General features: G+C 36.7%; 15 protein-coding genes. 8 read left to right on the plus strand and 7 right to left on the minus strand.

What is annotated here, in order from left to right:
• A partial coding sequence (locus AC1ECF_RS17410; RefSeq protein ID WP_480390717.1) for an IS3 family transposase occupies nt 1-108 on the plus strand: 108 nt, incomplete at its 5' end.
• A gap of 130 nt (nt 109-238) precedes the next feature.
• Here the strand turns inward: AC1ECF_RS17410 and AC1ECF_RS17415 are convergent.
• Nucleotides 239-871, minus strand: coding sequence for a hypothetical protein (locus AC1ECF_RS17415; RefSeq protein ID WP_480390703.1), 633 nt, complete (start codon nt 869-871; stop codon nt 239-241).
• Nucleotides 872-1,131: 260 nt separating this feature from the next.
• On the opposite strand from AC1ECF_RS17415, the gene AC1ECF_RS17420 reads away from it, so the two are divergent.
• Nucleotides 1,132-2,322: a class I SAM-dependent rRNA methyltransferase gene (locus AC1ECF_RS17420; protein WP_480390704.1), complete on the plus strand. Its 1,191-nt coding sequence runs from the start codon at nt 1,132-1,134 to the stop codon at nt 2,320-2,322.
• Here the strand turns inward: AC1ECF_RS17420 and AC1ECF_RS17425 are convergent.
• The 3 genes from AC1ECF_RS17425 to AC1ECF_RS17435 all read right to left on the minus strand — a co-directional run bounded on the left by AC1ECF_RS17425 (nt 2,293) and on the right by AC1ECF_RS17435 (nt 4,519).
• Nucleotides 2,293-2,742 carry a hypothetical protein gene (locus tag AC1ECF_RS17425; RefSeq protein WP_480390705.1) on the minus strand — a complete coding sequence of 150 codons (450 nt, stop codon included), beginning with the start codon at nt 2,740-2,742 and terminating at the stop codon, nt 2,293-2,295. The two genes, AC1ECF_RS17420 and AC1ECF_RS17425, sit on opposite strands and share 30 nt — an antisense overlap.
• 142 nt (nt 2,743-2,884) lie before the next feature.
• Nucleotides 2,885-3,709, minus strand: coding sequence for a squalene/phytoene synthase family protein (locus AC1ECF_RS17430; RefSeq protein ID WP_480390706.1), 825 nt, complete (start codon nt 3,707-3,709; stop codon nt 2,885-2,887).
• Nucleotides 3,710-3,787: 78 nt separating this feature from the next.
• Nucleotides 3,788-4,519: an SDR family NAD(P)-dependent oxidoreductase gene (locus AC1ECF_RS17435; protein WP_480390707.1), complete on the minus strand. Its 732-nt coding sequence runs from the start codon at nt 4,517-4,519 to the stop codon at nt 3,788-3,790.
• Nucleotides 4,520-4,664: 145 nt separating this feature from the next.
• On the opposite strand from AC1ECF_RS17435, the gene AC1ECF_RS17440 reads away from it, so the two are divergent.
• The 3 genes from AC1ECF_RS17440 to AC1ECF_RS17450 all read left to right on the plus strand — a co-directional run bounded on the left by AC1ECF_RS17440 (nt 4,665) and on the right by AC1ECF_RS17450 (nt 6,307).
• Nucleotides 4,665-4,868 (plus strand): spore coat protein, encoded by a 204-nt coding sequence (locus AC1ECF_RS17440; protein ID WP_480390708.1) that lies wholly within the window; start codon nt 4,665-4,667, stop codon nt 4,866-4,868.
• 20 nt (nt 4,869-4,888) lie between these two features.
• The gene (locus tag AC1ECF_RS17445) at nt 4,889-5,200 is read left to right on the plus strand and encodes a spore coat protein (RefSeq protein WP_480390709.1); all 312 of its coding nucleotides are present in this window, start codon (nt 4,889-4,891) and stop codon (nt 5,198-5,200) included.
• 312 nt (nt 5,201-5,512) lie between these two features.
• Nucleotides 5,513-6,307, plus strand: coding sequence for a formate/nitrite transporter family protein (locus AC1ECF_RS17450; RefSeq protein WP_480390710.1), 795 nt, complete (start codon nt 5,513-5,515; stop codon nt 6,305-6,307).
• 68 nt (nt 6,308-6,375) lie between these two features.
• Here the strand turns inward: AC1ECF_RS17450 and AC1ECF_RS17455 are convergent, their stop codons facing one another.
• The gene (locus AC1ECF_RS17455; protein ID WP_480390711.1) at nt 6,376-6,864 is read right to left on the minus strand and encodes an LURP-one-related/scramblase family protein; all 489 of its coding nucleotides are present in this window, start codon (nt 6,862-6,864) and stop codon (nt 6,376-6,378) included.
• A gap of 402 nt (nt 6,865-7,266) precedes the next feature.
• Here AC1ECF_RS17455 and AC1ECF_RS17460 point away from each other — a divergent pair, with 402 nt between their 5' ends.
• Complete coding sequence (locus tag AC1ECF_RS17460; protein WP_480390712.1) at nt 7,267-7,824, plus strand: sigma-70 family RNA polymerase sigma factor; 558 nt, start codon at nt 7,267-7,269, stop codon at nt 7,822-7,824.
• Entirely contained in the window at nt 7,821-8,843 is a 1,023-nt protein-coding gene (locus AC1ECF_RS17465) for a DUF4179 domain-containing protein (RefSeq protein ID WP_480390713.1), read from the plus strand. The genes AC1ECF_RS17460 and AC1ECF_RS17465 overlap by 4 nt, the downstream gene beginning before the upstream one ends.
• Before the next feature lie 134 nt (nt 8,844-8,977).
• Here the strand turns inward: AC1ECF_RS17465 and AC1ECF_RS17470 are convergent, their stop codons facing one another.
• Nucleotides 8,978-9,382 (minus strand): HIT family protein, encoded by a 405-nt coding sequence (locus AC1ECF_RS17470; RefSeq protein ID WP_480390714.1) that lies wholly within the window; start codon nt 9,380-9,382, stop codon nt 8,978-8,980.
• Between the two features lie 33 nt (nt 9,383-9,415).
• Complete coding sequence (locus AC1ECF_RS17475) at nt 9,416-10,009, minus strand: TetR/AcrR family transcriptional regulator (RefSeq protein WP_480390715.1); 594 nt, start codon at nt 10,007-10,009, stop codon at nt 9,416-9,418.
• Nucleotides 10,010-10,134: 125 nt separating this feature from the next.
• Here AC1ECF_RS17475 and AC1ECF_RS17480 point away from each other — a divergent pair, with 125 nt between their 5' ends.
• Nucleotides 10,135-11,277: a YhgE/Pip domain-containing protein gene (locus AC1ECF_RS17480; protein WP_480390716.1), complete on the plus strand. Its 1,143-nt coding sequence runs from the start codon at nt 10,135-10,137 to the stop codon at nt 11,275-11,277.
• Nucleotides 11,278-11,487: the final 210 nt, after the last annotated feature.

Genomic DNA, 11,487 nt, shown 5'->3' on the forward strand with positions numbered 1-11,487 from the left:
AAGGTCGAATTAGAAAAGTATATAAAGTATTACAACACGAAACGCATAAAGGCAAAATTAAAAATGAGTCCGGTACAGTACCGAACTCATTTTACACAAGCTGCCTAGATGAAATAACCGTGTCTAACTTTTAGGGGTCACTTCATTCTGCCAAATCATAAGTGCCTTCGCATATCCTTACCCAATATGTAACTTTTACAAAAAACTAATCACATAGCTATGTGATGTTCTCCAATGACTAAGATTTTAACTTTTCTTTTAACGCTTCAAAGCGAGCACGAATTTGCTCTCTTTTTTCTTCGACTCTGTGTTTTCGTTCCTCAGAACGATCGTGTTTCATTTGAATTCGAGCTTGATAAGCTAATTCTTCTTGCAATTCTTCGGCATACTCTATTTCTTCTTCGATGACATGTGCGTCATAGCGAACAATCATCGTATCGAATTTAGCGAAATAGTCATCAAGCTTTGCCTCATCTTCTTCCTGAATTACAGCTAAAATTGCCACATCATTGTCTTGTAAACGACTTGTCACCGAATGAAGGATCCCTGCGTTTTCCTCCTCTTCATCAATCGATGGAAGTGTACCAAGGGAAGCACCTACGCCCAACCCTAATAGCACACCTATTGGACCACCTAAAAGACCAATAAAGCTACCTATAATCGAACCAATTACAGCACCTTCACTTTTCTTTTGTTCATTAGTAAAATGATCCTTTCCAATTATATTGCCATTTTCTCTCTTAATAAGTGACGCTTGCTCTATTAAAATATCTTTTTCTCTCGAAAAAGTATTTTGACAAATTTCCGTAAAGGCTTGAAACGCTTCACTTTCTGTTTTGAAGTACACAATTAATACATTTTCCTTTGCCATATAGTGTCTCACCTCGTACATATTTTACAAAAATATTTTAACAACAAGCACTTTTCAAATCTAACTAACTTTTTCGTAAGGATAATATTGGACCAACCGTATTCATCTGGGAGAAGGAAAGTTATTACATAAATACTTCTGCAGTTTAAAAATATACAATCCAAATCTCTCTTAAACTTGTACCTACCAAAGCACCCTCCTTTGTATATTAGTTTTTGTATGTGATAATGATAGAAACTCAAAATGAAGGATGAATATATTTGAAACAAGAATTAGCTATAAAAGTAAACGAGACAACTGCAAATGATTTACAGAGAGGGGTTCCTATCTTACACAAGGAAGGATTTCCTCGTATAGATTCGTTAGAGGAAGGGGCCATTGTAAAGCTTCAAAATCCCTCCGGCAAGTTTATCGCCAAGGGCTATATTGGTCATCAAAACAAAGGACTTGGCTGGGTACTGACAAAAAATGAAGCGGAAACGATAGACTCTAAGTTCTTTCAGCGAAAAATCAAAGCTGCGCTTGAATATCGTAAAGAATACTTCCAAAATCCAGATACAACGGCCTTTCGAGTGTTTAACGGTGAAGGTGATGGGATAGGTGGATTAACCATCGATTATTTTGATGGCTATTACTTGATTAGCTGGTACAGTGAAGGAATCTATTCCTTTAAGAAGATGATATTAGAGGCACTTGAGTCTAGTACTGAATATAAAGGTATCTACGAGAAGAAGCGCTTTGACACAAAGGGGCAATATGTGGAGGATGATGATTTTGTCTCTGGGGAAAGAGGCGAATTCCCTTTAATTGTGAAGGAAAATGGTCAAAGCTTTGCTATCTATTTAAATGATGGCGCAATGGTTGGCGTATTTTTGGATCAACGAGATGTTCGGAAGAAGATTAGAGATACTTATTCCAAAGGAAAAACAGTCCTAAATACTTTCTCTTACACAGGCGCATTCTCTGTTTTTGCAGCTAGTGGCGGAGCTAAAAAAACTACTAGCGTCGATTTAGCAAAAAGAAGCTTAAGCAAAACAACTGAGCAGTTTGAGGTCAATGGTATTGATCCATCACAACAGGATATTGTCGTAATGGATGTTTTTGAGTACTTTAAATATGCAAAACGTAAAGAACTATCCTTTGATTTAGTTATCTTAGACCCACCAAGCTTTGCTCGTTCTAAAAAATATACCTTCAGCTCCTCAAAGGATTATACGAAACTATTGAAGGATGCTATTTCCCTTACGAATAAAAACGGAGTGATTGTTGCATCCACCAATAACGCTACCTTTGGAATGAAAAAGTTTAAAAGCTTTGTAGATAAGGCATTTAAGGATAGTAATCTCCGCTACGAAATCGAAGAGGAATACTCCTTGCCAAGTGACTTTAAAACAAGTCCTTTATTTAAAGAAGGTAATTACTTAAAGGTATTGTTTATTCGAGTGAAATAAAATATTTCTAGAAACATATCTATATCCGACAAGAGACACCCTAAAAAGTCTCTCTTGTCGGGTGCATTTTGTTAAAAAGATTGAATTACTCTTTTTTATAATAGTTAGTTCATCAGTATGCATTAGAAGATCTATTTCCTTTCCTTCCTTCACATAAAGTACAGAGGCTCCTTCCCGTTCTCGAACTTCCCACCCTTCCTTTTTCAGATATAACTCATAAAACTTCGTAATACCTTCATCTCCTGACGCACCCGCCCATTTTAGAACTATCACATTTTCTTCCTTCTTCATAATTTCAGCACTTTTAGGAATAGGAAAATTGAAAAACTCTTCAGCTTCCTCATAAAGGAAAAAGTTAAACATGCCAAATCCCACGAAAACAATCGCTACAACAAAAAGGAGAGAATATACTTTTTTCATCCTATCTATTTCTATAAAACATTCATATTCCCCTCTAAATTATCTGGATTTAAATTACATTTTTATTGAGCATGAGAAGAGCACGGGGAAATAAAAAAGCTTCCATCTGTAATATGACAGACAGCAGCTTTTAAGTTTCTATTTATACCTCAGCTTGTACCTCTTGTACTGTTTCCTCTACCTCTGAACGAGACATTTTTTCTTTTCCGTTTTTCAGTGCTTTCAATGTTTTATGTGCTAGCGCTAATGGCAGCTTACAGAAAAGCAGGATACTCTTGCGATCAATGCTCTTGATGTATTCATCTGCTTTTGCCAAGTTACCTTCGGCGTACGCAAACATATCTGCTCTTGTCCAGCCCTCTGGGAAGAACTGCACACCACGCTCTTTGTCCTCGTCTTTGTTACGAAGGATATTGACCGCTTGAAGTCCTCTTCCATAGGCAATTGCCAGTTCCCGATCTGCCTCTATGTTTGCATTCCATTTCCAAAGATCAGAGAGCATAACACCTACAAGACCTGCAACATAGTATGTATACTCATCTAAATCTTCCTTGGTTTTTACTTGCCAGTTCTTCTCTACCCATTTGGCCATTCCTTCTGCCATTTCACTAGTGTAGTTTTTCACTGTTTGAAGTAAATCACTCGGGCATATCTTTAACCAATCACCTAAACGTAAAGAAACTGCTGGTAATATATCCTCATAAGGAGCGACAAGCTCTCCATATCTTTTTTCATCGAAACTATCATTTAATAACAATTGGCTAGTAGCACGTAAGATAGATTGCTTAGCATCAGGATCCAATGTTTCATGGTCTTCAATTTCATCTATGGCACGCATGCACAAATAAGCAGAAGCAACCGCTTTTTTTAGCGTAGGCTCTAAAAAAGTAATTGGGATATAAAAGGTTCTGCTTGTTTTCTTCAGCATGTCCATGGCTTCTTTTTGTAATGTTGCTACTTCTTGCACAACTAGTCCTCCATTTCACTACCTTAAGACTCTCTCTCTATTGTATCGGATTTCCTCCAAAAGATAAAATGGGATTGTTTACAGAATACGTAAGTCTGATAGTACCTCCGCTTTCTCAAAACGATCGCTTTGCACAAATTCTATAAGCTTTCTCGCTACCTCTTCTGCACTGCTAAGCTGTCCGGAAGCTTTGTAATCTTTAAAACGGTCAACTAACGGAAATTCTTCCTCAGAGGAGGATCTTATTTTTCCCTGCATATTTGTATCGATGATGCCTGGTGCTATTGAAACAAGACGAACGCCATACGGTTTATTCGCCTCTTCAAGCTGCACTGCCTCTGTAAATCGGTCTAACCCTGCTTTCCCTGCACAATAGCAGCTCCAACCCTCATAGCCTTTTCTTCCTGCGCCAGAGGAGATTTGTAGCACTCGCTTTGGAATACCGCTTGCTGTACTTCCTTTAATAAAGGTACTTGTTAAAATCATAGGTGCTGTTAAATTAACCGCAATACTCTTAGTAATATCTTCTGCTCTTAAATTACCAGCTAATCCAATAGGTTCAATCGTTCCCGCATTATTAATTAACGTTAAAGTGGAAGCGTTATTCAACGCTTTTCCCAGTATTTGTTTCATTTCGGGCTCCAGCAAAAAACTTTCAGCTAGATCTAGCTTGGTATGGAGATAGTTTTCGTGGTTGATATCACTCTCACTTCTAGAAATTCCAAACACTATTTTCCCCTGCTTTAATAGTTGCTTCACTAGTTCCTTACCGATTCCGTTCGTTGTACCAGTTACAATAAACACATCCATATAGGCTCCCCCTCACTTTTCTTATCTCTAGCATAGCCCTCTCTTATACCTCTTTCAAATATAATCTAACAAGCTAGTAAAATGATTAAAAATTTTCAGGCGGGGTAAACGAATAAGGACAAAAAAAGAACTAGGAGGTAATACAATGGCTACCAAGGAGCTTGCTTTACATGAACAATTAGAGGTACATGAAGTGCTGATTTTCAAAACTGCTTGCGTAACAAAAAGTAAATTATTTGTGGATCTAGTTCAAGATAAGAAATTAAAGGAAATTATTGAAGAAGATTTAGAGCTTTCTACGAAGGCTATTAAAGATTTACGAAAAGTCCTTGCAGATGCAAGTAAATAAATGAACAGGAGGAATATTACATGGCTACTAAAAAAGAAGAAACAAAAAATGAACAACAAGAAATGGCAATGATTGACGACTTAGCAATTGCAACTGATTTATTGATCACATCTAAAGCCGCTGTTCGTAACCTTGCGACAGCTATCACTGAAACAGCTACTCCTTCTGTGAAGAAGCTACTACGTCGTGAGCTAGATATAGCAATTGATACTCATGACAAGATTGCTCAATATATGATTAAAAACGAAATGTATCATGCATACGATTTGGACGAGCAAATGGAACATGATTTAGAAAAAGCAGATATTGCTTTGAATTTAGCGAAAAAATAAGAAGTAGCTTGGGACGTCAATTGTCCCAAGTTTTTTTCTGTCTTCAATTAGAAATTCCTTTTACACTTATTTCTTCCAAGTATTTTTACCTCTCTCTTGTTATTCTCTTAATACCTATACAATCTCCTTAACAAAACTCACATCTATTTAAAATGCGCAAAAATGTCCTAAAAATCCCTCGTTTTCTCCTCTTGTTTATCCATTAATTATTTTAAAATAATGTGCTGTCCACTATGTATGTAAAAACAGATATAGGACAACTTAAGATGATTGGAAAAATCGATCTAAATTTAAATAGTGTGGTGATTTGAATTGGAAAAAGAAGCATTATCCAAAATAGAAGCTCTGGCTCAAAAGAGGTTATTTATTCATCAAAGTAGCTCTCTCAATTATCTTTTAAGAGCTATACTTGCAAGTTTATTCATTGGTTTTGGCGTTATTGTAGCGTTTAAAACGGGTAATTACTTTTACTTAGAACATTCTCCCTTTGCATATCCAGTTGCAGCCTTTACATTTGGTATTGCTATTATCTTGATTTATTATGGCGGGGGTATTCTGTTCACTGGAGATACCTTTTACTATACCTATGGTGCTATTCGCAAGCAATTGGGCTGGAAAGATGTCGGAAGGTTATGGTTATACAGCTACGTTGGAAATATCATTGGAGCAGTTTTATTTGCACTGTTGATTTTTGCAACCGGGCTATTCAAAGATCCTTCTGTAAACAGCTTTTTAGTAAGTGTAGCTGAAGGAAAAACATCTGCACCGACGTCCGAATTGTTTTTCCGTGGTATTCTATGTAACTGGCTTGTATGCCTTGCCTTTTTCCTTCCTTATCGTATTCAGGGAGAGACTGCAAAAATTGCCGTAATGCTGTTTCTAGTTTTCGGTTTCTTTGTATCCGGTTATGAACATAGTATCGCTAATTTTGTTACCTTTGGTGTGACAATGGCAACTCAGCATCCAGATGCAGTGACATTTAGTGATGTCTTACACAATATTATTCCTGTAACATTCGGAAACCTTATTGGTGGAACATTGTTCATGGCATTCATGTACCATTACTTAAACAAACCGTTTATGGAAGCTGAAGAAGATAAAAAATAAAATTTAGACAGGCACATATCCTACCATCAAGTAGGACATGTGCCTGTTTTTTACTCTGTATGATTACATCACGTAGAAGCTGCGGCAGCTTCATCAGCTTTCACACAATCAATTGCCACAACAATTGCAATGATCATCGTTTCCATCTCGTCTTTTAACACTTCCACCTTGTAGCTATCACCCCAAGTGAACCATTCCTTACTTACACTGCCAACCACTTCACCATCTTGAAATACCTGAAAATTCATATCCCACCAATTGCCACGCACCTCCATATTCGCCGCCTGAATCGTATAGCGTGCTTTAAAAAAGGAAAATTCCTTTTGAATCGTCAATATCTCTCGCCCATTCACTTCTACAAAAAACTTAGGCAAAAAGCTAAATACCTTTTTAGTAATTAACGCAACCTCCTCTCTTGCCTTATTCATAATGGAAAAAGTCTTGGGCACTCTCAGAAAACTGCCCTCCACGTAATAAACATCCCTCTCCTGCTGATCCTTTACGGTAAACTTACCACTTAAACTAAAAACCTTTTGCTTTATATATAGCTGTTTCATTTTTTGTCTCCTTCATATGTGACTTAGATATCTTGAGATTGATTAAATCCTTAATTAGTTTCTCCACTTAAATAATGTTATTCACCATAACTTGGGGTTGAATGTCATCCCAAAACTTTTGGTGATGAACCTAAATAATAATTTTATAGGAATTATATTCTCTCTATATCACCCATCTGCAAGTAAAGTTATATCGATTATACAAATTTAACTTTACTATAAATAAAATTAATTGTAGCATTTTAATCTAAATATTCTATCTTTTAGGGGTGCTACTCTCAAACAAATAGACGCTTTAACAATACCTCTGATTTTTTTTCAAAAGTTTTTAAGAATAAGTTAGCCTACCGTTCGTTGTAATTAACGAAAAAGCTTTTTTAATTTATATAAGGAGCGGAGTCGATGAAAAGTACCCCTAAGAATTTTATTTTGAGATTAAGAAAACAAAAAGAAGATGCACTAGAATATATTATTGATCAATATATGCCTCTGGTTAAAACGATAACAATCAAAATCCTACACAATAAAAAGCGAGCAGATATTGATGAATGTGTAAACGATGTATTTCTTTCTGTGTGGGAAAATAGCAAACAGTTTAAAGGTGACCAAGAGGATTTTAAAAAATGGATAGGTATGATTGCAAAATATAAAGCAATAGACCGACGTGCTGAAAAACAGCAGACCATTGAGCAACCAGATATACTACTTAATGAAAAAGCAAGCTTACTTCAAACAGAGCAACAAATCATGCGTAAGGAAGATAAAAATGAAATTCTGTTTGCGCTTAGTGAGTTTTCAGAGTTAGATCGTCATGTATTTATTATGAAATATTATCTTGAACTTTCGAATGGCGAAATCGCAGACTCCCTAGGAATAACAAAAGCCGCTGTTGATAATAGGCTATATCGCGGGAAAAAGGCTTTGGCTAATAATACAAAGCTAAAGGAGAGGTTTGTATGAGTATAAAGGAATGGGTAAAACTTGATATAGACCAAATGGAATTAGAACAGGTTTCAGAGTCAGAAAAAAAACGAGTGAAAAATCATGTATTAAATAAACAAAAGAAGGGGACGGCATGGAAGAAATTTGTGGCTGCAGCAGCAATACTAATTAGCGCAGTAGCTGCAACAAACTTTGCTTTTCCTTCTGTGGCATCCCAGTTACCATTTATGGACAATGTGATTCACTATATAAACGATGAAAATAAGCAATACACTAACTTCGAGTCTTTTTCTAGTGAAATTGGAATGGTTCAAACTGACAACGGTATGACTATTATGATTGATAACGCAGTGTATGATGGCACAAATATTACAGTGTCTTATGCCATAGAAACAGAACACGATTTTGGTGATACTATTCATGTTCGCGCTCCTAATTGGTTTGAAGTAGCCGGTTCTAAGGGGAGTGGAGGTACTGGTGGCATTTCAAAGATTAGTGATTCCCGTTATGTGGGCTTTTCCAGTTTTACACCTCACTTTAAAAGCAATGAATATCCTGAAACAGTTAACATTACATGGGAGCCTAAAGCATTTTACAACCCTGTCACAAATACCGAAGTAGAGGGTGATTGGTCATTTGACTTTTCACTAAATCGATTAGAAGGTAACTTACAGCTATTGAATAAAACTATTTCAAATTCTGAAGTGAGCTTCACTCTTTCATCCATAGAATTTACAGATGTATCCACGATTATTTCATACCATCAGTCAGTTCAGGATAGTTTGCTAAAGGAGTGGGAGAGTGTTTCGCCTGTTTTCTATATCACAGATAATCTAGGAAATAAATATATGGATGGTACTGGGGGAGCTGGCACAACAGACGATGATTATAAAACATTTAAAGGAACAACATCCTTTGGAGTGATTCATAAAGATGCAACCCAACTCATTATCCAGCCTGCGGAAGTTGCAAGCTTACTTTATGGGAAAGGACATATTGAAATCGAGTTGGAGCCTATTGTAATTAATATAAAGTAATGTGTATTTTTGTGCCAAGTCCATATAACGGTCTTGGCACTTTTGGTATTCTATCAAACCTCTTCATTTGAATATAAACAGCAAGATTGTACACAGCTCATCTACCCACTTTTTCATCCATTCTCTTCCTATTTTTACTTCTCATTTCTTTTATTTTTTTCACCCTTGAACATATATCGTATACCTTTACCTGCTAATGACTCATCCTTGTACCGTGGCAACACATGAAAATGCGCATGCATGATATGTTGTCCTGCGATTTCTCCACAATTCCAGCCTAGATTATAGCCACTTGGGTCATAAACCTCATCTAAATACTGTTTTACTTCCTGTAGAAGCTCATAGGTAGCATTCCACTCTTCTATCGTTAAATCAAAAGCTGTCTCTCTATGTATTTTCGGTACAATAATTCCAGCACCCTCAAGTGGCATACCTTTCTTACGAGCATCCTCCAGTTGCAAAAACATACAATGCTCATTTTCCAGCATTATCGTTTGTGTAGGCATTAACTCTAAATGACACAGCTGACATTCATTCATCTTAAAGGCCCCCCTCTTGTTAGGATTTATTTCTCAAACACCCTTATTACTTTTAATAAATAAAATAATATCAATATATAACTTGGTCATCTCTTCTGGAGTTTTATCTAAACCATTTTGAACCCATTGCTCGATTAATCCTAAAAAAGCCGATGTAATGAATGATAAAAAGTACTCCATTGGAACAGTTAAATCGGCAGTAAATACTTCATTTTTCTCCAGGTTTATACGTACCTTTTCTGAAAAAGCTTCCCTAAATCTAAGGTGAAAGCCTGCTCTTCCGTGGTCGTTTAAAAAAATCTTTAATAATGGTGAATGCTTCTTTATAGAGTCGAACAGGGCCGCAGCAAGCTGCTCCTGCCCTGCTTCAAATGTATTGGTAGAAGAATAATTTGACTGTAATTTATCAATATGATCCCCTAAGTCATTAAATAATTGCTGTTCAATTTGATCTAGCAGGTCAAATTTATCCTTATAGTGTAAATAAAATGTTCCTCTATTTATTTTTGCTTGCTTCGCAATGTCTCCAACTGTAATGGATTCGAATGACTTCTCCTCTAAAATTTGAATAAACGATTTTTGTATAAGCTCTTTTGTTTTACGATTTTTCTCTAAATAAGTGCTCAAAAACATCCCCCTTTCAAAATTGAACAATATGTTCATTTTGTTGATTGCTTTGCTTTATTGTAAATCATAAAATTAATAGAAACCACTAAACAGTGTGTTCATAATTAAGAAGGGACGAAGATCGCTTGAGACTATTTAAAGAAAAATTAGCATGGGCAGCACCCATCGCTGTTATATTAATCATTGCACTATTCTCAGTAAACTTATTTGCACAAGGAGATCCTCAAGTAAGAAATCTACCAGTCGCACTCATTGTGAATGATGAAGGTAATCATGTAGATGCTGTAAAAGCGGCCGTGCAACAAATTAGTATCGGCATAGACGGTAAAGAACCTACGTTAGCTTTTACGGAAGAAAAACTAGAGAATATTGAAAAGCTATTTGATGATAAGAAATATTATGGCGCATTAGTTATTCCAGAAGGCTATAATGATGCCGTACAAAACGCTTTAACAAACAACAGTGCCGCAACATTAGAAGTATATATTAACCAAGGCTTTAACGCGACAGGTGCTAACTTCGCTAAAACAGCCTTAAACGGTTTAATCACTCAGGTAAGCGGACAATACTCTGCTAACTTTATCGAACAATTGGGCGACCAAAAAATCGATGCTGACAAAGCTGCAGTACTAGTGAATCCGATTATCTCGAAAGAACAAGTATTTAACCCTATTACTGCCGCTACAGCAAATGGTAGTGCACCTACTTTAATGGCAGTGCCTGCTTGGGTAGGAGCATTAATTGGTGGTTTCGTTTTATTCTTGGCTACTTCTAGCATTCTAAAAAGAGAAATGCTAACTCGTAAACAAACATTACGTTTAATGGGTGAACAATTATTATTTGGTGTTTTTGTTGCCCTGTTTTCAGGCTTCACCGTGGCAACTTTAGCATCTATCGCTGGGATTAACATGCCTAGCTACTTCCTAGTTGCTTTCTTTGTGTCCTTTGCAGCGTTCTGCTTCTTTTTATTAGTATCTGCAATTACAGCTTGGATTGGTAAGCCAGCTATTACATTGTTTATGGTAGTCATGCTTTTAGGTATGGGAGTACTCATGACGCCACAAGAAATGCTTCCAGACTTTTTTGTAAACTTCATTCGCCCTTGGGTTCCTATCCGTTTCGCGTCAGAAGGTCTACGAGAAATCTTCTACTTCGGCAGCGGCTTCTATACAGGTGGTTCGTTCCTTACTATTTTAGGTATCGGTATTGCCGGTTTTGTTATCTATCTACTCTCACTCTTCAAGCCAGTGAAAGTAGCAAAAAAATAAGAGGTAAGACGTTATTTTGCAGCTATCGCAGAATAACGTCTTTTTTAATGGTTCTTCACCATAACTTGGGGTGGATTTCCGTTCTGGCTGGACGCTTTCCTGGGGGTGCGGCTTCGGGACAACAGGATGTTGGTCAGGAAAACGTTGGCACACGATGTGCCGTTCTTAGTTTTCCATCTTGTTTCGGATGCTTCCGAAACAATTGGATTT

It is taken from the genome of Psychrobacillus sp. Z3-81 (assembly GCF_056620325.1).

Excerpts from the sequence above, each read along its gene's own strand:
- AC1ECF_RS17435 (WP_480390707.1), bottom strand. The coding sequence starts at position 4,519 with ATGGATGTGTTTATTGTAACTGGTACAACGAACGGAATCGGTAAGGAA.
- AC1ECF_RS17425 (WP_480390705.1), bottom strand. The coding sequence starts at position 2,742 with ATGAAAAAAGTATATTCTCTCCTTTTTGTTGTAGCGATTGTTTTCGTG.
- AC1ECF_RS17460 (WP_480390712.1), top strand. The coding sequence starts at position 7,267 with ATGAAAAGTACCCCTAAGAATTTTATTTTGAGATTAAGAAAACAAAAA.
- AC1ECF_RS17415 (WP_480390703.1), bottom strand. The coding sequence starts at position 871 with ATGGCAAAGGAAAATGTATTAATTGTGTACTTCAAAACAGAAAGTGAA.
- AC1ECF_RS17445 (WP_480390709.1), top strand. The coding sequence starts at position 4,889 with ATGGCTACTAAAAAAGAAGAAACAAAAAATGAACAACAAGAAATGGCA.
- AC1ECF_RS17455 (WP_480390711.1), bottom strand. The coding sequence starts at position 6,864 with ATGAAACAGCTATATATAAAGCAAAAGGTTTTTAGTTTAAGTGGTAAG.
- AC1ECF_RS17440 (WP_480390708.1), top strand. The coding sequence starts at position 4,665 with ATGGCTACCAAGGAGCTTGCTTTACATGAACAATTAGAGGTACATGAA.
- AC1ECF_RS17465 (WP_480390713.1), top strand. The coding sequence starts at position 7,821 with ATGAGTATAAAGGAATGGGTAAAACTTGATATAGACCAAATGGAATTA.
- AC1ECF_RS17470 (WP_480390714.1), bottom strand. The coding sequence starts at position 9,382 with ATGAATGAATGTCAGCTGTGTCATTTAGAGTTAATGCCTACACAAACG.